The 17,684-nt window shown below is 73.6% G+C and carries 17 protein-coding genes; 7 read left to right on the forward strand and 10 right to left on the reverse strand.

From position 1 onward, the window contains the following. Window positions 1-3: 3 nt before the first annotated feature. The 3 genes from BM064_RS18045 to BM064_RS18055 all read left to right on the forward strand — a co-directional run bounded on the left by BM064_RS18045 (window position 4) and on the right by BM064_RS18055 (window position 2,457). The gene (locus BM064_RS18045; protein WP_092861879.1) at window positions 4-534 is read left to right on the forward strand and encodes a hypothetical protein; all 531 of its coding nucleotides are present in this window, start codon (window positions 4-6) and stop codon (window positions 532-534) included. 122 nt (window positions 535-656) lie between these two features. Beyond that, on the forward strand, window positions 657-1,187 hold the full coding sequence (locus BM064_RS18050) for a GNAT family N-acetyltransferase (RefSeq protein WP_092861881.1): 531 nt from the start codon (window positions 657-659) through the stop codon (window positions 1,185-1,187). Between the two features lie 25 nt (window positions 1,188-1,212). Continuing rightward, a complete protein-coding gene (locus tag BM064_RS18055) occupies window positions 1,213-2,457 on the forward strand; it encodes a phenylacetate--CoA ligase family protein (protein WP_092861883.1) in 1,245 nt (414 codons plus the stop codon). A gap of 1,316 nt (window positions 2,458-3,773) precedes the next feature. Here the strand turns inward: BM064_RS18055 and ykgO are convergent. The 9 genes from ykgO to BM064_RS18100 all read right to left on the reverse strand — a co-directional run bounded on the left by ykgO (window position 3,774) and on the right by BM064_RS18100 (window position 11,192). Further along, window positions 3,774-3,899, reverse strand: a complete 126-nt coding sequence (ykgO, locus tag BM064_RS18060) for a type B 50S ribosomal protein L36 (protein ID WP_092861885.1) — start codon at window positions 3,897-3,899, stop codon at window positions 3,774-3,776. Window positions 3,900-4,054: 155 nt separating this feature from the next. Beyond that, window positions 4,055-4,801 carry an ABC transporter permease gene (locus tag BM064_RS18065; RefSeq protein ID WP_092861887.1) on the reverse strand — a complete coding sequence of 249 codons (747 nt, stop codon included), beginning with the start codon at window positions 4,799-4,801 and terminating at the stop codon, window positions 4,055-4,057. Then, complete coding sequence (locus BM064_RS18070; protein WP_092861889.1) at window positions 4,801-5,547, reverse strand: ABC transporter permease; 747 nt, start codon at window positions 5,545-5,547, stop codon at window positions 4,801-4,803. Before BM064_RS18070 ends, BM064_RS18065 begins: the two co-directional genes overlap by 1 nt. Window positions 5,548-5,586: 39 nt before the next feature. Continuing rightward, the gene (locus BM064_RS18075; RefSeq protein ID WP_092861891.1) at window positions 5,587-6,357 is read right to left on the reverse strand and encodes a lysine/arginine/ornithine ABC transporter substrate-binding protein; all 771 of its coding nucleotides are present in this window, start codon (window positions 6,355-6,357) and stop codon (window positions 5,587-5,589) included. Between the two features lie 205 nt (window positions 6,358-6,562). Then, a complete protein-coding gene (locus BM064_RS18080; RefSeq protein WP_092861893.1) occupies window positions 6,563-7,231 on the reverse strand; it encodes an SH3 domain-containing protein in 669 nt (222 codons plus the stop codon). Window positions 7,232-7,275: 44 nt separating this feature from the next. After that, entirely contained in the window at window positions 7,276-7,920 is a 645-nt protein-coding gene (locus BM064_RS18085) for a hypothetical protein (protein ID WP_092861895.1), read from the reverse strand. Window positions 7,921-8,234: 314 nt separating this feature from the next. Further along, complete coding sequence (locus BM064_RS18090) at window positions 8,235-9,605, reverse strand: ammonium transporter (RefSeq protein WP_092861897.1); 1,371 nt, start codon at window positions 9,603-9,605, stop codon at window positions 8,235-8,237. 38 nt (window positions 9,606-9,643) lie between these two features. Continuing rightward, window positions 9,644-9,982 (reverse strand): P-II family nitrogen regulator, encoded by a 339-nt coding sequence (locus tag BM064_RS18095; RefSeq protein ID WP_092861899.1) that lies wholly within the window; start codon window positions 9,980-9,982, stop codon window positions 9,644-9,646. A 484-nt stretch (window positions 9,983-10,466) separates the two neighbouring features. Continuing rightward, window positions 10,467-11,192: a pyridoxamine 5'-phosphate oxidase family protein gene (locus BM064_RS18100; RefSeq protein WP_092861901.1), complete on the reverse strand. Its 726-nt coding sequence runs from the start codon at window positions 11,190-11,192 to the stop codon at window positions 10,467-10,469. 67 nt (window positions 11,193-11,259) lie between these two features. On the opposite strand from BM064_RS18100, the gene pdxR reads away from it, so the two are divergent. From pdxR to BM064_RS18115, 3 genes are all read left to right on the forward strand, one after another. Then, on the forward strand, window positions 11,260-12,684 hold the full coding sequence (pdxR, locus tag BM064_RS18105) for a MocR-like pyridoxine biosynthesis transcription factor PdxR (RefSeq protein WP_092861903.1): 1,425 nt from the start codon (window positions 11,260-11,262) through the stop codon (window positions 12,682-12,684). Between the two features lie 248 nt (window positions 12,685-12,932). After that, window positions 12,933-15,137 carry a transglycosylase domain-containing protein gene (locus BM064_RS18110; protein WP_092861905.1) on the forward strand — a complete coding sequence of 735 codons (2,205 nt, stop codon included), beginning with the start codon at window positions 12,933-12,935 and terminating at the stop codon, window positions 15,135-15,137. 66 nt (window positions 15,138-15,203) lie between these two features. Next, window positions 15,204-15,662: a hypothetical protein gene (locus BM064_RS18115; RefSeq protein ID WP_143103375.1), complete on the forward strand. Its 459-nt coding sequence runs from the start codon at window positions 15,204-15,206 to the stop codon at window positions 15,660-15,662. Between the two features lie 19 nt (window positions 15,663-15,681). Here BM064_RS18115 and BM064_RS18120 read toward each other — a convergent pair whose 3' ends face one another. Further along, window positions 15,682-16,644: an alpha/beta fold hydrolase gene (locus BM064_RS18120; RefSeq protein WP_177236316.1), complete on the reverse strand. Its 963-nt coding sequence runs from the start codon at window positions 16,642-16,644 to the stop codon at window positions 15,682-15,684. 186 nt (window positions 16,645-16,830) lie between these two features. Here BM064_RS18120 and BM064_RS18125 point away from each other — a divergent pair, with 186 nt between their 5' ends. Then, complete coding sequence (locus BM064_RS18125) at window positions 16,831-17,598, forward strand: glucose 1-dehydrogenase (protein WP_092861911.1); 768 nt, start codon at window positions 16,831-16,833, stop codon at window positions 17,596-17,598. Window positions 17,599-17,684 lie beyond the last annotated feature (86 nt).

The following is a 17,684-nucleotide window of genomic DNA, read 5'->3' on the forward strand; positions in this document are numbered from 1 at the left end:
CCGATGGCGGCCGACCGGCTGCTGCGCCGCCGTCGCCTGGGCGCGGGCGGGCAGGGCGGGGGGCGCCCCTCCGTGCCCGCCGCGCGCGTCGCCGGGCTCTCGCCGCTCGCCTGGGCCCTGGGCGCCGCGCTGCTCGCAGGGGTCCTGGCGGCGAACGTCCAGCTCTACCTGATCAGCGGGGAGGAGGCCGCGCCGGCGCCCGAGCGCACGTTCGACGTCCTCGCCCAGGCCGCCTCGCCGGCCGTGGCCGAGGCGATGCGCGCCCTCTCGGACACGATCGCGGGCCGGGGCTCGCAGACGCCGGAGGAGGATCTCGAGCCCCTGCGCGCGCATCTGGCCGCGGCCGCCTACTGCTACGACCAGGGCCTCTGCGCGCGTGAGCCGATCCTCGCGCACGCCTGCGGCCCCCTCGACGGCTACGAGGCGGTGATGGCCGAGCTGATGGCCGTGCGCGGCGCCCGCTACGACGCGGCCGGGCGCGCCCTGACCAGGACGATGCTATGGAAGGACTGCGAGGCCGGGGCGCCGGAGTGATCCCGACCCCCCGCGCGCCCCGCCGTTTCCGGAGACCGCAGATGACCCGCCCCCTCGATCGCCGCGCCCGCCGCCCGCAGTCCCGCGGACCGGCCCGCCCGGCGCAGGGCTGAGGCGGCGTCATGGCGCCCCCCGTCTCCTCCGATCCCGAGGCGCCCTCGCGCGGCGAGGCCGAGGGCCTGACATGGCGGCGCAACCGGCCCGTGGCGCTGGAGCCGCTCGCGGGCTGGTTCCGCGACGCGCAGGACATGGCCTTCGCCCACCCCTTCGCCCGCTTCCCCTTCGACGCGGACGAGTGGGAGGAGCTGCTGACCCGCCCCTCGCCGGCCTTCTTCTACGCCGAGCGCGACGGCGTCCCCTTCGCCCATTTCGGCCTGCGCCCGGGCGACGACGCCGTGCACCTGTGCTTCCTGGTGATGGACCCCGCGCGGCGGGGGCAGGGCCTCGCCCGGCCGCTGATCCGCCTGACCGCCGCCGCCGGGCGCGCCCGGATGCCGGGGGCGCGGCGGATGACGCTCAACGTCTCGCAGGGCAACCTGCGGGCCGAGCGGCTCTACCTTTCCCTCGGCTTCCGCCGCACCGGCGGGGCCGAGGAGGGCATGTTCCAGATGGAGCGCCCGCTGGGCCCCCAGCCGCCCTGGGACCGCCCCTGACCCTTCCCCCCACGGGAGATCTTCGATGACCGGCTATTACGACGACCTCGAAACCCGCTCGGCCGACCAGCGCGCCGCCGACCTCGCCCGCGACCTGCCCGCGTTGATCGGGCACGCGCTGGAGAAGGCCCCCGCCATGGCCGAGCACCTGGCCGGCGTGAACCCCTCCGACATCCGCGACCGGGCGGCGCTCGCGAAGCTCCCGGTCCTGCGCAAGTCCGAGCTGGCGGCGAAACAGGCCGAGCGTCCGCCCTTCGGCGGCTTCGCCGCCGTGACCCCCACCGGCATCCGCCACGTGTTCCAGAGCCCCGGGCCGATCTACGAGCCCGGCGGCGACGCCCGCGACTGGTGGCGCGGAGGGCGGCAGCTGCATGCCGCAGGCATCGGGCAGGGCGACCTGGTGCAGAACTGCTTCTCCTACCACCTCACCCCCGCGGGCATGATGTTCGAGAGCGCGGCGCGCGCCGTCGGCGCCTCGGTCCTGCCGGCCGGCACCGGACAGACCGAGCTTCAGGCCCGCGCCATGGCCGACTGCGGGGTGACCGCCTACACCGGCACGCCCGACTACCTGAAGGTGATCCTCGACAAGGCGGCCGAGATGGGGCTGGACGTGAGTTCCGTGAAGAAGGCCTGCGTGGGCGGCGGGGCGCTGTTCCCGTCGCTGCGCCAGGAATACGCCGACCGCGGCATCGCCTGCCTGCAGGGCTACGGCACCGCCGACCTCGGCTCGATCGCCTATGAGAGCCCGGGCCCCGACGGCGAGATCGAGGGCATGATCGTGGACGAGGGCGTGCTCGTGGAGATCGTGCGCCCCGGCACCGGCGATCCGGTCCCCGAGGGCGAGGTCGGCGAGGTCCTGGTCACCACCTTCAACCGCGACTACCCCCTGATCCGCTTCGCCACCGGCGACATGTCGGCGGTGCTGGCGGGCGTCTCGCCCTGCGGGCGCACCAACCTGCGCATCAAGGGCTGGATGGGCCGCGCCGACCAGACCACCAAGATCAAGGGCATGTTCGTGCGTCCCGAGCAGGTGGCCGAACTCGCGAAACGCCACCCCCAGATCGCCAAGCTCCGCGTGATCGCCACGCGCGAGGGCGAGGCCGACGCGATGACCGTCAAGGTCGAGACCGCCGAGGGCGAGGGCTTCGCCGCGAAGGTCGCCGAGAGCGTCGCCGCCGTCCTGAAGCTGAAGGGCCGCGTCGAGCTCGTGCCCCCCGGCAGCCTGCCCAACGACGGCAAGGTCATCGAGGACGCCCGCAGCTACGACTGAGCCCGCGGACCGGCCCCTGGCCCCTTCGGGAGCGCCCTGGGCCCGCCCCGGGGCCTCTCGCGAGCGTCGTCCCGGGCGCCGCCCGGGGGATCGAGGCGCGGCCGTCCCCGGAAAGGTTGCGGCCGCCGCGTTTCCACGCGGCGGCCGGCTTGCTTCGGCGGGGTTCAGCCCCTTGTTCGGCAGGGGGTCCGCTCGCCCGCAAGGGCGGCGACCAGCCGGTCGAACCAGGCCTCGAGATCCAAGGCCACAACCGGGAAATCCATGTTCCCGCTCCTTCTCCTACGCGCCCACCCCGGGCCATCCGCTACGCGTCGGGCGAAACCGCCCGCCCCTTCGCTCCGGCGTCCTGTCGGACCTGAACCCCAGGTCGTCCACACCACGCTTGCCGGAGGATCGCCCGTCTCGCTGACGCCGGGCCGCACTCTACGCTTCACGCCTCGATGCCGGGGCCTGCGGGATACGCACGCTGCAGACCCTCGATCGAACTCACGCTCCGTCCACCCGCCCGGGTCCCGATACGCCGCGACCCGCCTCGCTCCGTCTCGGCCGCCGCTACGCCGGGGCCCTGGTCCTACGCACGTTCCACCCTCGTCGGGCCACGCGGCCCGCCTCGCTCCATCTCGGCCGCCGATACGCGGAGGCCCTCCGTTACGCTCGTCTCGCCCACCCCGGCCGCGAAACGTCGCGACCCTCGCTCCTGCGCTCCCGGTCCCTGGCCTTCGCTCGCTCGTCGCAGGCCGGTCCGGGTCTTCCCGGGTCGGGAGCCGCGCCCACCCCTGGCCGCCTCTCCCGTTCCGTCGTCCGGCTCCGCATCCACCCCTGGCTGCTTCGCCTCTTCCCGCGGCCTCGCACCCACCCCTGGCTGCTCGGCCCGTCGTCCCGGCGTCGCGCCCACCCCTGGCCGCTCCGCCTGCCGAAGGGTTTCGCCTTCGACATGGCCAATATCGCCCGGATCGGTTTTCGAGCCGTCAACGAAACGATTTTCCCAAGCGCAATTCGAGACGAATTCCGAAAGCGCCGCGCCGCCTCGATTTCTTCGCGCAGCAGAATTCGCGAGGGCCCGCTCGGGCCGCTGCGCGGCGCGAAATGGTCAGAAGCTGTTAGGCAACCCCACGGAATCGCTCGCCGAATCCGGCCGGATCTTCAGAGAGCGTTGAGCATGAGGTCGCGCTCGAGGCCCCGAGTCGGAGGGGGCGGGGAATCGCTTCGACCCGCCGCGGCACTCCGGCGCCCGGACATGACGAAGGGGGCCGCGCCCGGGCGCGGCCCCCTTCAGATCCTCTCAACAGCCCTGCGCAGGCGCGCGGGCGCCGTCCTCAGCCCTGGCGGGCCTTGAACTTGCGCTGGGTCTTGTTGATCACGTAGACGCGGCCCTTGCGGCGCACGACACGGCAATCGGCGTGGCGCTGCTTCAGGGACCGCAGCGAGTTCTTGATCTTCATCGTCTCTTCTCCCGCGGCGCCCCACGCAATAATGCGCGGCGGCCGTCTTGATCAGTCAATTCCGGCGCTGCGTATAGCCTTGGCGGGCCGGAGTCGCAAGGGGGGCGGGACCGGAAGACGCCGCGGCCGCAGGGCGGGACGCGACGTCAGGCGGATCAGACCCGCGCCGAGCCGAAGGCCGCGCCGCCCAGCGCGCCCTTCTGCAGCTTCTTGAGCTCCTCGGGCGGCAGCAGGTGGCGCAGGTAGCGCCGCTCCAGCAGGCGGAAGGCGCCCACCAGCAGGAAGGTCAGGGCCATGTAGAGGATCGCCGCCGTCACGAAGCCCTCGTAGGCCACGTAGTAGCGCGCGTTCAGCGTGCGCCCGGCGCCGAGGATGTCCTGGATGGTGATCACCGAGGCCACCACCGAGGAATGCAGCTGGAACACCACCTCGTTGCCGTACTGCGGCATCGCCCGGCGCAGGGAGGAGGGCAGCAGCACCAGCCAGGTGGTCTGCCGCTCGGACATGCCGAGCGCCTTGGCGCCCTCCAGCTCGCCCTTGGGGGTCATCGCGAAGGCGCCGCGCAGGATCTCGGTCTGGTAGGCGCCCGAGTTCAGCGAGAAGGCGATCAGCGCGCACCACCACGCCTCCTTCAGGAACACCCAGGCCCAGGATTCGCGCACGAATTCGAACTGGCCGAGGCCGTAGTAGATCAGGAACGTCTGCGCCAGCAGCGGCGTGCCGCGGAAGAAATAGGCGTAGCCGCGCGGCAGGAACGCGAGACGCGAGCGGCGCTGCTGGGCCAGCGCGCCGGGCAGGGCCAGCGCGAATCCCACGACGACCGAGAGCAAGGTCAGCGTCACCGAGACCCAGACCCCGTGCAGGAACATCTCCCAGTGGCGGAGGGGGAGCGTGAGGTCCATCAGGCCGTCGCCTCCGCGGCGCGCGGCTTGCCGCCGTCGTCCCGGCCCCCGCCCCCGCCTCTGCCGGCGTCCTGGCCGGTGTTGGCCCAGCGCTCGGCCCAGGCCAGCAGCTTGTCGGAGACGGCGGTGATCGCGAGGTAGACCAGCAGCACCACCACGAAGAACAGGAACGGCTCGCGCGTGGATTTTCCGGCCTTGTCCGCCAGGCCGACCAGGTCGTCGAGCCCGATGACCGAGACCACGGCGGTGGACTTCACCAGCACCAGCCACACGTTGCCGTAGCCGGGCAGGGCGTGGCGCAGGGCCTGGGGGCCGGTCACGCGCAGGAATTCGCCGCGCAGCGGCATGCCCAGCGCGCGGGCGGCCTCGGACTGGCCGCGCGGCACCGCGATCCAGGCGCCGCGGAACGTCTCGGTCAGGTAGGCGCCGTAGAGGACGCCGATCGCCGCGACCCCGGCCCAGAACTTGGAGATCTCGATGAACGGCAGGCCCAGCCCCTCGCCCACGTCGTTGATCAGCCGCTGGCCGCCGAAATAGACCAGCAGGATCAGCACCAGGTCGGGGATGCCGCGGCCGAGGGTGGTGTAGACCCGCACCGCCCCGCGCCCCAGCGCGTTGCCCGCCACCTTCCCCCAGGCCCCCAGCAGCCCCAGCGTGGTCGCGAGCAGGGCCGAGCAGACCGCCAGCGCCACGGTGGTCAGCGCGCCGCCCATCAGGAGCGGCAGATACTCGAGAAGCTTGCTCATGCGGCCGCCCCCTGGGGGGCGGCCGGACGGCGGAGGGGATCAGCCGCCATAGATGTCGAAGTCGAAGTACTTCTTCTGGATCTCGTCGTACTCGCCCGACGCGCGGATCTCGGCGATCGCGTCGGTGAAGCGCCCGGCGAGATCCGAGCCCTTGCGCACGCCCACGCCCGCGCCCTCGCCGTGGTACTTGGGGATCGAGAACGTGTCGCCGAAGAAGGCGTAGCCCGCGCCGGCGTCGGTCTTGATGAAGCCCTCGTCCATGGCGATCTGGTCGGCGACCAGCGCGTCGACGCGCCCCGACTGCAGGTCGAGATAGGCCTCGTCCTGGGTGCCGTAGAGCTTCAGCTCCACGTCCGGGAACTCGCCCTCCATGAACTGCTGGTGGATGGTGCCGCGCTGCACGCCCACGGTCTTGCCCGAGAGCCCCTCGGGGGTGGTGGTCATCTCGGTGCCCTCGGCCGCGATGAAGGCGGCGGGGGTGTTGTAGTACTTGGCCGAGAAGTCGATGACCTGGGCGCGGTCGGGGGTGATCGACATCGAGGCGACGATGGCGTCGCACTTGCGCTCGATCAGGGCGGGGATGATGCCGTCCCAGTCGGTCTTCACCATCTCGCAGGTCGCGCCCATCGCGGCGCACATGGCGTTGGCCATGTCGATGTCGAAGCCCACGACCTCGCCCGAGGCGGTGGTCTCGGAGAACGGCGGGTAGGCGCCCTCGACGCAGATCTTGAGGTCCTCGGCCGCGGCGGCCTGGGCCGAGAGGGCGAACGCCGCGGCGGCCAGCGCGCCGGCGAGGGTCTTGCGGGACATGTGGGTCTCCCTGTCGTGTCTGTTCCCGGTCCGGAGCCTGCGACGGCGCGACGGGAGCGTCAACGGGGGATCGGGCGGCGGCGTGCTGCGACGCAGCGGCGGGGGACGCGAACGGACCCTGAACCGTCGCGAACCACCTCGCGGGCGGCGGCAGCGGGACGGGTTTCCACGTCCGGCCGGGGGCGCGGGGTCAGGGGGCGCGGGGTCAGGGGGCGCCGATCGCCTCGGGCGCGGGGCGGCAGCAGCCGGTCAGCCAGCGGGTGGTTCCGCCCTCGGTGATCACCAGCGTGCCGCGGCCCCAGACGGGGGCGTCGAGGGGCATCTCGAAGCACTGCTCGTCCTCGTAGCGGAACAGCCAGCGCTCGGCCGGGTCGGCGCCGGCCTCGAGCAGGGCCGAGAGGCGGCCTTCGGCGGGGATGGCGCGGGTCACGGGACGGCTCGCGGCGGGCTCGCCGAGGCGCTCGTAGGTGATCTCGATCTCGGTCCAGCGCAGGGACCACATCGGCTCGAAGCCCCCGCAGGCGCCCGCGACGGGGAAGGACGCGTCGTCGAGGGTGCGGATCGGGGCCGGGCGCAGGAAGCGCTCGGCCGCCCAGCCCTGCAGCTCGCCCTGGGCGATGCGCAGCCAGGGGACGGAGGAGACAGCCCGCTCGCCGGCGGAGACGACGAGCGCGCCCTCGGGCAGCGCGCCGACCACCGGCGCGTCGCCCGAGGGCTCCGCGCGCAGGTTCAGCGTCTCGCCCTCCGGCAGGGGGCCGACGAGGAGCCAGCCGCGCGGGGCGGGCGTCTCCTGCGCCGCGGCGGCGAGGGGGACGAGGGCGACGAGCGCCAGGGCGGAAAGTCGGCGGGCGAGCGGGGTCATGGGCTGGAGCATGCCTGCAGGGCGGGCCTCCGGTCAACGCGGATGCGCGGGGCCGGTCAGGGGCGCAGGCCCGGACGCAGGCCGGGACCGAGGCCGCCCCACAGGCTCTCGATATGGCCGTAGATGGTCTGCGTGGCCCTGGCGGTGATGCGGCAGTCGAGGCGGGCTTCCTCGGGCGTCTTGCCGGGGGCCGCGAAGGTCTCGCAGGCGGCCGGGTCGAAGGCGCCGGCGAGCATCCGGGTCATCGGCTGGTCGCCGAAGCGGGCGGCGAGGGCGGTCCACTCCGGCTCGACCCGGCGGCGGCAGGCGAGGCGGTCGTCGGGCTCGGCGTCCTCGGGGCAGATCTCGAGCAGCGGGCGATAGCACAGGATCGCCTGGGACATGTCCGGCTTCGCCGCCTGCACGCAGGGGACCGTGCGGTCGATGTCGAGCAGGCGCCCGGCGCCGGGGGCGGAGAAGCCGGCGCCTGGGCCGGGGGCGGGCGCCGGGACAGGGGCAGGCGCAGGGGCGACGCCTGGTCGGTTCGGGCCGGGCTGCGCCTCGCCGCCGCGGCGCACGGTGACGCCGCCGGCGCCGCCGGGCAGGCCGCGGCTGGTGGCGGCCCCCTGGCCCTGGGCGGAGGGCGGGGCCAGAAGCGCCGGCGCCGCGGCGACGAGGGCGGCCAGCGCCAGGGCGGCGGCGGAGAGGCGAGGTCTGCTCATGCCGCCTTTGTTCCGCGTCGCGGGCGCGGCGTCAACGCGCAGCGCAGGGGCGAGAGCCTGCGCGGGGACGGCGTCCGGAACGGATCTCGCCCGCGCTGCGCGCGAGCGTCGCCCGCCCGGCCGCCCGTCCGCCGGCGGCGTCCCGCCCGGGCGCAGAGCGGCGCGCAAAAAAAGAGCCCGGCGCCAGGCGCCGGGCTGAAGGTCGGGCGACTGGCGCCGCCCCGGGGAGGATCCGGAGCGGGAGGCGTCTCGCGCGCCTCCCGCAATCTCTGGGTCGGCCGGGGGGAGGGCCCCCCGGCCGGGCCGGCCCGCGATCAGGAGATCTGCGAGCCCTTGCCGAACTCGGGGTAGGCCTCCATGCCCAGCTCGGCGCTGTCGAGACCGGCGATCTCGTCCTCGGCCGAGACGCGGATGCCCATCACCGCCTTGAGGACGAACCACAGCACCAGCGACACCACGAAGACGAATACGCCGACGATGATGATCGAGATCACCTGGCCGCCGATGGTGGCGTCGTCGTTGGTGATCAGGACCGCCAGCGTGCCCCAGATGCCGCAGAACAGGTGCACCGGGATCGCGCCGACCACGTCGTCGATCTTCATGCGGTCGAGCATCGGCACCGCGAAGACCACGATCACGCCGCCGATGGCGCCGATGACGGTGGCGGTGCCGAGGGCGGGGGTCAGCGGCTCGGCGGTGATCGAGACGAGGCCCGCCAGGGCGCCGTTGAGCACCATGGTCAGGTCGATCTTGCCGTAGACCACCTGGGTCAGGATCAGGGCGGCGATGGCGCCGCCGGCGGCGGCGGTGTTGGTGTTCACGAAGATGCGCGACACGTCCGCGGCGTCGCCGATCGAGCCCATGGCGAGCTGCGAGCCGCCGTTGAACCCGAACCAGCCCAGCCACAGGATGAAGGTGCCCAGCGTCGCCAGCGGCAGGTTCGAGCCCGGGAACGGGGTGACCCGGCCGTCCTTGTACTTGCCGATGCGCGGACCCAGCACCAGGGCGCCGGCCAGCGCGGCCCAGCCGCCCACCGAGTGCACGACCGTCGAGCCGGCGAAGTCGAGGAAGCCGTACTGGCTGTCGAGGAAGCCGCCGCCCCACTTCCAAGAGGCCTGGATCGGGTAGATCAGGGCGGTCAGGAAGATGGTGAAGATCAGGAACGGCCACAGCTTGATGCGCTCGGCCAGCGTGCCCGAGACGATCGAGGCGGTGGTCGCGCAGAACATCAGCTGGAAGTAGAAGTCCGAGCCGGTCGAGGCGTAGGAGAGGTCGTCCGCGCCGTCGGGGCCGATGCCCACGGCCTCCATCACCGCGACGCCGAAGGCGCCGAGGTAGCCGCCGGTCTCGTCCGAGCCGATCGACCAGGAGCCCAGCGGGTACATCAGGTTGTAGCCGATCAGGTAATACATCACCGCGGCGATGGCGAAGAGCGCGACGTTCTTGGTCAGCTGCATCGTCACGTTCTTGGTGCGCACGAGGCCCGCCTCGAGCATCGCGAAGCCCGCGGCCATGAACATGACCAGGAAGCCGGCGACCAGGAACAGCAGGGTGTTGAACACCCACACGGACTGCTCGGGCACCGCGCCGGCGGCAGGCTCCGCGTCCTGGGCCAGCGCGGGCAGCGCGGCCAGCGCGGCGGCGCCCAGCGCCAGGCCCGCGGATTTAAGGAAAAGTCGGTTCATGTCTCTCGATCCCTCTTCGTCTGTCTTGGCCGTCGGGCTTAAAGCGCGTCTTCGCCGGTCTCGCCGGTGCGGACCCGCAGGGCCTGCTCGACGTCCAGGACGAAGATCTTGCCGTCGCCGATCTTGCCGGTCTTGGCGGTGGAGGCGATGGTCTCGACCGTCTTGTCGACGGCGGCGTCCGGCACGACGATCTCCAGTTTGATCTTCGGAACGAAGTTCACGACATATTCGGCGCCGCGGTAGATCTCGGTGTGGCCGGACTGGCGTCCGTACCCCTTGACCTCCGAGACCATGAGCCCTTGGACGCCCGACGAGGTCAGCGCTTCGCGCACCTCCTCGAGCTTGAAGGGTTTGATGACGGCGATGATCAGCTTCATCCTGCGTCCCCGGTTATGATTGCGTCAGGTTGCATCTCCCCCCTTCATTCAAGGGGCGTGCCAACTTCGTGAGGGAGGGGCGCGGCACGCTCGGCCGGCGCCCCCGCGGCGGGGCCGCGCGCCGGCGGCGCGGGCCCGGCGAGACGAACGCGGAGGCCCTGACCGGCCGATGAACGCAGCGGCCGGCGCGGCGGCGGGGGCGCCGCCGCGCCGGCCCGCGCGCGGTCAAGCCCGCCGCGACGCCGCTCCGCCTTTCGACGACGCCCGGCGGCGAGCCCGGCCCCGCCCGCGCCGCGGAGGCGGTCCGCGAGGGCGCCCAACGGAAAGGCGCCCGCGGGCGCCTAAAATTTGTGCTGTCTTGTTGAGCGTTTGCGCGTCACGCGCCGGATACGATCCGCACGCCGCCCGTTCCCCCGCGCCCCCCGCCCGCGGCAGGCGACGCGGCGGGAGAGGCGGCGGGGCCGGCGCGGCGTGCGGGGCGGGCTCAGGCGGGCTCGGGCTCGTAGAGCCGGGCGAGCTCGGCCATCGCCTCGTCGAAGGGCCGCCCGGGCGCCCAGGCGGCGAGGCCGGAGGGGACCGCTCCGGCGCCGTTGTGGGGGCAGGGCACGCGCTCGCCGATCACCTGGGTCACGGGGATCACGCCGGCCCAGGTGGGGTTGGCGAGGTCCTCGGGCTCGTCGCCGTTCAGGCCGGTGCGGACCTTGGCGACGGCGGTCTCGATCTCCATCCCCACCACCTTGGTGGCCTTGACGTCCTGCTCGGAAAATCCGCGCAGGGTCTCGTTCCGCCCGGGGAAGAAGCGGTCGATCATCGCCAGCAGGGCGTGGCGCTTCTCCGCGTCCCCCTCCACCAGCGCGGCGGTTCCAAAGCACATGGCCGAGCGGTAGTTGGCCGAGTGGTTCATCCCCGTGCGCGCCATCACCAGCCCGTCGAGCATCGCCACCGTCACGCAGACCGGCAGGCCGCCCGCCTGCGCGCGCAGCATCCGGCTGGCCGAGGAGCCGTGCCAGTAGAGGCGCGTGCCCTCGCGCCAGTGGATCGTCGGCGTGGCGTAGGGCTGGCCGTCGATCACGTAGGAAACATGGGCCATCATGCCCGCGTCCAGCACCGCGTGGACCGAGGCGTGGTCGTAGGACGCCCGCTCGTGCTTGCGACGGGCGCGGTTGCGGGGCTCGACGGGATAGGCGGCTACGGACGGGGTCTGGGTCATGGCGGGAACTCCTGCGTTGCTCCCGAGGGAATGGCGCGGCACAATGGTCCGCGAAAGGTCCACTTCCATGTCCAGATCGCAGACCAATTCGCCGGACTGGTCCGCCCTCGCCCCGGTCGTCCCCGGGGAGGGGCCGCGGGCGCGCGCCGTCTACGCCGCGCTGCGCCGCCTGATCGAGACGCGCCGCGTCCCCCCGGGCGGCAAGCTGCCGCCGACGCGGGAGCTCGCCGCCCGCCTGAAGGTCGCCCGCGGGGCGGTGGTCGCGGCCTACGAGCAGCTCGCCGCCGAGGGTTTCGTCGAGGCGCGCCAGGGCGCGGGCACCTTCGTGGCGGAGGCCGTGCCCGCGGCCCCCCACGGCGCGCCGGCCCTGCGCCGCGACCCCGCGCCGCCGCGCCCGCAGCCGGGCAAGCTCGGCAGCGGCACGGCCGACGCGCGGACCCTGCAGGTGCTGCGCTCGCTCTACCGCCGGGCTCTGGAGCGGCCGCCCGACAGCTTCCTCCACTACGGCGACCCCCGCGGCGACCACGCCCTGCGGGTCGAGATCGCGGCCTACCTGCGCGCCGCCCGCGGCATGGCGGCGGAGCCCGAGCAGATCCTGGTGACGGGCGGCACGCAGGCGGCCCTCGACCTCGCGGTGCGCGCCACCCTGCGCCCGGGCGACGCGGCCTGGATCGAGGATCCCTGCTATCCGATGGCACGGGCCTGCCTCGAGGGGGCGGGGCTCGACCTCGTGCCGGCGCCGGTGGACGGGCAGGGGCTGGACGTGGCCCAGGGCATGCGGCTGCGCGCCGGGGCGCGGGCGGCCTACGTGACCCCCTCCCACCAGTTTCCGCTGGGGGTGACGCTGTCGATGCCGCGGCGCCTCGCGCTGCTCGACTGGGCCGCGCAGGCGGGCGCCTGGATCTTCGAGGACGATTACGACAGCGAGTTCCGCTACACCGGCGCGCCGCTGGCCTCGCTGCACGGGATGGACCGGGCGGGGCGGGTGATCTACCTCGCCTCCTTCTCCAAGGCGATCGCGCCGGGGCTGCGGCTGGGCTTCGCGGTGCTGCCGCCGGAGCTGGTCGCGCGCGCGCTGACGATCCGGGATGCGACCGACCGCTATCCCGCCGCCCTCTCCCAGTCGGTGATGACCGCCTTCCTGGCCGAGGGCCACTACGCCGCCCATCTGCGCCGCGCCCGCAAGCGCCTGCGCGCCGCGCGCGACGCGCTGGTCGAGGGCTTCGCGGGCGGCCCGTTCGAGGCGCGCGCCCCCGAGCAGGGCCTGCACCTGATCGCCTGGGCCCCGCCCGGCGCGGACGAGGCCCGCGTCCACGCCGTCGCCGAGGCCGCGGGCCTGTCGTCGCGCGCCCTCGCAGGGGCCGCGTTTTCGCCGCCCGCGCGCCCCGGGCTGGTGGTCGGTTTCGCGGGGTTCGAGGCCGACGCCCTGCGCGCCGCGGCCCGCCGCGCCTCCCGCGCCGTCGCCGCGGCGCTGGAGGGGCGGGCGGCCTGAGCGCCCGTCGCGCGCGGTTGTCGAAACCCGACGCCGCGTCGCGGCCGCATTGTCGCCGCGCGCCCCGCGGTTGTGGCCCCCACGCCGCGCCTGCGGGGGCGATGCGACCCGCAAATCGTCGAGCGATCTCCACAAAGCCGCCCCGTTGACCTAGCTTCATACCGTCACAGCTCGATATGAGCAGGCGGTTCCAGAACAAGAGACCGAAGGGCGTGACGAAAGGCAGACAGGATCCTCCCGGCCGGCGCATGACGACGGCCCAGCGGCGCGCGGCCCAGCGCAAGGCCGAGCGGCAGGCGGGCGCCCCGGCGCCGGCCCCGAAGGCGCGCGCGCCCAAGGCCGCCCGACCCCCGAAGCCCGCCCGCGAGGCGCGCCCCCGCAAGGCGCGCGGCGGACGCATGGGCTGGCTCGACCGCGCGGTGCGCGCGGTGCTGCTCTTCCTCGGCCGCTGGACCTGGCTGATCGGCTCGCGCATCGCGCTGGGCGTGGGGCTGGTGGTGGCGGTCTCGGTCGGCTGGTATTATTTCGCGCTGCCCGCGGCCTCCGACCTGCTCGACGGGCGCGAGCGCGGCTCGGTGACGCTGGTGGACGAGGCGGGCCAGGTCTTCGCCTGGCGCGGCGACCAGTTCGGCGGCGCGCTGCGGGCGGGCGAGATGTCGCCCCACCTCGTCCACGGCGTCGTCGCCGCCGAGGACCGGCGCTACTACTCCCATTTCGGCATCGACCCGCTGGGCCTCGCCCGCGCGATGGCCGTCAACATCCGCGCCGGCGGCCTGGTGCAGGGCGGCTCGACCCTGACCCAGCAGACCGCCAAGAACGTGTTCCTGACCAACGAGCGCAGCCTCGAGCGCAAGCTCAAGGAGCTGCCGATGGCGCTGGCGATGGAGCTGAAATACACCAAGGAGGAGATCCTCTCGATCTACCTCAACCGGGTGTATCTCGGCGCCGGCGCCTACGGGTTCGAGGCCGCCGCCCAGCGCTATTTCGGCAAGTCCGCGCGCGAGGTGAACCCGGCCGAGGCCGCGATGCTCGCCGGTCTGCTGAAGGCCCCCTCGCGCTACGCCCCCACCTCCGACCTCGCCGTCGCCCAGAACCGGGCGAACGTGATCGTGGGGCTGATGGAGGAGCAGGACTACCTCACCAAGGAACAGGCGGACGCCGCGCGCGCGCGCCCGGCGGAGCTGTCGCAGGCCGCCTCCGACCGTGCGGGGGGCGCCTTCGCCGACTGGGTGATGGAATCCGGCCCCGCCTGGCTGACCCGCGACACCACCGAGGACGTGCGCATCCGCACCACCTTCGACCGCCGCGCCCAGCTCGCGGCCGAGGCGGCCGTGCGCTCGGTCTTCGAGGAGAACGTGCGCGAGGGCTCCGACGCCCAGGCCGCGGTGGTGGTGATGACCCCCGACGGGGCGGTGCGCGCCATCGTCGGCGGGCGCAATCCCACCGGGCTCGGCGGCCAGTTCAACCGCGCCACCCAGGCGCTGCGCCAGTCCGGTTCGGCCTTCAAGCCGGTGGTCTACGCCGCGGCGCTGGAGGCCGGCCGCTCGCCCGCCGACATCGTGCGCGACGAGCCGATCACCATCAAGGGCTGGACCCCCTCCAACTACAACGACGAGCGCTTCGGGCGGATGACCCTGTCGGAGGCGCTGGCCAAGTCGGTGAACACCATCGCGGTGCGCACCGCGGTCGAGACCGGCCTGCCGGCGGTGCGCCGCATGGCCGCCGACATGGGCATGACCGCCGAGCTCGCGCCCGGGCCCGCCATCGCGCTGGGCACCTCGGAGGCGACGCTGCTCGACATGACCGGGGTCTACGCGACCATCGCCCACGGCGGCGTGCGCACCGACCCCTGGGGCATCCGCAGCGTGACCCTGCGCGGCGAGTCCTCGCCGCTGATGACCCACTCCGGCAACCAGGGCGGGCGGGCGATGTCCGAGCGGACCGCCCGCCGGCTGACCGGGATGATGATGGAGGTGATCTCCTCGGGCACCGGGCGCCGGGCGCAGCTCGACGGGCGGGAGGCGGCGGGCAAGACCGGCACCACCCAGGCCGCGCGCGACGCCTGGTTCATCGGCTTCACCGCCGACTACGTGGTGGGCGTGTGGATGGGCTACGACGACAACACGCCCCTGACCGGCGTCACCGGCGGCGGCCTGCCGGCCGAGATCTGGCGGCGCGCCATGCTGGGCCTGCACGAGGGCCTGCCGATGCGCGAACTTGACAGCGAACGTCCCGCCGGGGCAAGCGGTGCGCCGGCCGATCGCGTGGCCTCGTCCTCTTCGGGCGGGGGCGCGGGCGGCCGCGCGCGAGAGGCGCTGGAGGACGGCCTGGGGGCCGTGGGCAGCTTCATCGCGGGGGTGGTGGACTCCATCGCCTCCGGCGGCGGCGGAGGCGGGCGGTCGTCCGGTTCGGGCGCGGAATCGTGGAACCGGAATCCCGACGCCGACAGGTGACGGGGCGCCGGATGTCAGTGGACGGGCGCGCGCAGGCGCCGTGCCGCGGAGTTGTTGGGGGCGAGCGTGAACGACGACGAGCAGGCCGGCCGGTCGCATGCACGGCCGATGGCGCGGATCAGCACCCGCGACAAGCGCCGCAACCGCCGCCGCAAGAGCAAGTACAACCGTCCCCTGCTGTCCCTGCCGCACGGGATGGTGGCGCTGTTCTTGCTGCTGGGCGTGGGCTTCGCCTTCGCGCTGGCCAAGGGGCTGATGTCGGGCGACACGCTGACGCTGAACACCCCCGACACCCAGCGCCTGTCGGGCGTGAACCTGCCGGGCGTCGCCCCGCAGCGCGCCGCGCGCCCGCTGGGCCTGCCGCAGATCCTGATCTGGCTCTACCTCTTCGGCACGCCGATCCTGTTCGCGATCCAGCGCGCCTTCATGTGGCGCTACACGCTGACCAACGCGAAATACCTGATGATGTCGGGCCTCGCGGTCTGGGTCGTGGTCATCGCCGTGGTGCTCGTCGCCAGCGTCTGAGCCAGCGCCGGGCCGCGCGTCAGGCGGGCGTCGCGAAGGCGCGCTCGGCCATGCGGCGGATGAAGGCCGCCGTCTCGTCGGGCGCGGTGATCGGCAGCATGTGGCCCCGTCCCTCGAGCACCGTCCACTCCAGGTGCGGCAGGCGCGCGACCAGCGCCTCGCCCTGCTCGCGATGGTCGAGCAGCGCGTCCTCGTCGCCGTAGAGCACGCCGCCGGGCAGGGCGATCGCCTCCCATTTCGGGGCCAGCTCGGCGATCCCGGCCGAGGCCGCGAAGTCCGCCGAGGTCGCCACGAAGGCCCGCGGCCGCAGCCCCAGCACGCCGCCGCCGCGGATCACGAAATCCTCCGGCGCGGGCTCGGGCGCGAAGACCATGGCGAGGGTCCGGGCCGCGTATTTCTTCGCCAACGGCACCGCCACCGTCCAGGCCAGCGCGCGCCGCATCAGCGGGCTGCGCACCGCGAGGCCGGCGAAGGCCTCGGGCGGCTTCGAGACGGGATGGGTCAGCGGCGCCACCAGCGCGAAGCCCGAGATCTTCTCAGGGTGCTCCAGCGCCAGGGTCAGCGTCACCGCCCCGCCCAGCGAGTGGCCCACGACCAGCGGCTTGGCGATCTTCTCGGCGTCGAGAAAGTCGGCGATCATCCGCGCCTGGGTCGAGAGGGCGGCGTGATCGTCGCCCGCGCGCTCGGAATAGCCGCAGCCGGGGCGGTCGATCGAGATCACCCGGTGACGGTCGGCCAGCCGCTCGGACACCGCGTAGGTCCAGTTGCGCAGGCTGCCGCCCAGGCCGTGGATCAGCACGATCGGCGGGCCCTCGCCCGCTTCGACCCAGTGGATCGCGCCGCCGGGGACCCGTGTGGTCCTGCCGGTCTTCGGCGCCGCCGCCTCGGCCAGCCGCTGGCCCCGCTTCAGGCGGGCGGCGTGCAGCCCGATCAGGCCCGCCACGACCAGCAGCGCCACGATGATCCACTCGCCGATGCCCATGCCGGCCTCCCTCGCTCCGCTCCGCCCTCCAAGGACCGCCAAGCGGGCCGGCGCGTCAAGGATTCCCCGGCGCTTTCGCGGCGTTGCGGCATCGGATTGGTGCGTTGCGGAAGCCGGCGAGGCCGCTTGATCTTCCCGCGCGCCCGCGTCAGGGTTCGGCCCAAACGACATACCGGGAGGAATGCGATGTCGCTCGAAGCAGGCGCCGGACGGATGCAGGGCAAGCGGTGCATCGTCACCGGCGGAGCGCAGGGCTTCGGCGAAGGCATCGCCGAGCGCTTCGCGAAGGAGGGCGCGACGGTCGCCATCCTCGACATCCAGGAGGGCAAGGCCGCGCAGGCCGCCGGCCGCATCGGCCACGGCGCCTTCGCGGTGGGCTGCGACGTCTCCTCGCGCGCCTCGGTGGCCGAGGCCTGGGAGGCCTGCGAGGCGAAGATGGGCGGCGTCGACGTGCTGGTGAACAACGCCGGCTGGTCGCACAGGAACCAGCCCGCCCTGGAGACCACGGAGGAGGAATTCGACCGGGTCTACGCGATCAACGTCAAGCAGATCTGGAACTTCTGCCAGGTCGCCGTGCCCGCCTGGCGCGCCCAGGGCGGGGGCGTGATGCTCAACATCGGCTCGACCGCCGGCATCCGGCCGCGGCCGGGGCTGAGCTGGTACAACTCCACCAAGGGCGCGGTGAACCTGCTCTCGCGCTCCCTCGCGGTGGAGTTCGCGCCCGAGAACATCCGGGTCAACTGCCTCGCCCCCGTCGCCGGCGAGACGCCGCTGCTGGCCACCTTCATGGGCGAGGACACGCCCGAGAAGCGCGCGGCCTTCCGCGCCTCGGTGCCGCTGGGGCGCCTGTCGACCCCGCGCGACATCGCCAACGCCGCGCTTTACCTGTGCTCGGACGAGGCGGACTTCATCACCGGCGTGATCCTCGAGGTGGACGGGGGCCGCACGATCTGACCGCCGGCCCCGCAGGGGGCCGGCCGAATCCCGGTCCCGTGTGGGGGCCGGCTGGACTCTGGGGCCGCCGCCCGCCGGCGCGGTCC

It is taken from the genome of Albimonas pacifica (assembly GCF_900113695.1).
In the GTDB taxonomy this organism is placed as follows: domain Bacteria; phylum Pseudomonadota; class Alphaproteobacteria; order Rhodobacterales; family Rhodobacteraceae; genus Albimonas; species Albimonas pacifica.

What these genes read in the sequence shown, in the direction of transcription:
- BM064_RS18045 (WP_092861879.1), top strand. Translation starts at nt 4, where the DNA reads ATGGCGGCCGACCGGCTGCTGCGCCGCCGTCGCCTGGGCGCGGGCGGG.
- BM064_RS18050 (WP_092861881.1), top strand. Translation starts at nt 657, where the DNA reads ATGGCGCCCCCCGTCTCCTCCGATCCCGAGGCGCCCTCGCGCGGCGAG.
- BM064_RS18055 (WP_092861883.1), top strand. Translation starts at nt 1,213, where the DNA reads ATGACCGGCTATTACGACGACCTCGAAACCCGCTCGGCCGACCAGCGC.
- ykgO (WP_092861885.1), bottom strand. Translation starts at nt 3,899, where the DNA reads ATGAAGATCAAGAACTCGCTGCGGTCCCTGAAGCAGCGCCACGCCGAT.
- BM064_RS18065 (WP_092861887.1), bottom strand. Translation starts at nt 4,801, where the DNA reads ATGGACCTCACGCTCCCCCTCCGCCACTGGGAGATGTTCCTGCACGGG.
- BM064_RS18070 (WP_092861889.1), bottom strand. Translation starts at nt 5,547, where the DNA reads ATGAGCAAGCTTCTCGAGTATCTGCCGCTCCTGATGGGCGGCGCGCTG.
- BM064_RS18075 (WP_092861891.1), bottom strand. Translation starts at nt 6,357, where the DNA reads ATGTCCCGCAAGACCCTCGCCGGCGCGCTGGCCGCCGCGGCGTTCGCC.
- BM064_RS18080 (WP_092861893.1), bottom strand. Translation starts at nt 7,231, where the DNA reads ATGCTCCAGCCCATGACCCCGCTCGCCCGCCGACTTTCCGCCCTGGCG.
- BM064_RS18085 (WP_092861895.1), bottom strand. Translation starts at nt 7,920, where the DNA reads ATGAGCAGACCTCGCCTCTCCGCCGCCGCCCTGGCGCTGGCCGCCCTC.
- BM064_RS18090 (WP_092861897.1), bottom strand. Translation starts at nt 9,605, where the DNA reads ATGAACCGACTTTTCCTTAAATCCGCGGGCCTGGCGCTGGGCGCCGCC.
- BM064_RS18095 (WP_092861899.1), bottom strand. Translation starts at nt 9,982, where the DNA reads ATGAAGCTGATCATCGCCGTCATCAAACCCTTCAAGCTCGAGGAGGTG.
- BM064_RS18100 (WP_092861901.1), bottom strand. Translation starts at nt 11,192, where the DNA reads ATGACCCAGACCCCGTCCGTAGCCGCCTATCCCGTCGAGCCCCGCAAC.
- pdxR (WP_092861903.1), top strand. Translation starts at nt 11,260, where the DNA reads ATGTCCAGATCGCAGACCAATTCGCCGGACTGGTCCGCCCTCGCCCCG.
- BM064_RS18110 (WP_092861905.1), top strand. Translation starts at nt 12,933, where the DNA reads ATGACGACGGCCCAGCGGCGCGCGGCCCAGCGCAAGGCCGAGCGGCAG.
- BM064_RS18120 (WP_177236316.1), bottom strand. Translation starts at nt 16,644, where the DNA reads ATGGGCATCGGCGAGTGGATCATCGTGGCGCTGCTGGTCGTGGCGGGC.
- BM064_RS18125 (WP_092861911.1), top strand. Translation starts at nt 16,831, where the DNA reads ATGTCGCTCGAAGCAGGCGCCGGACGGATGCAGGGCAAGCGGTGCATC.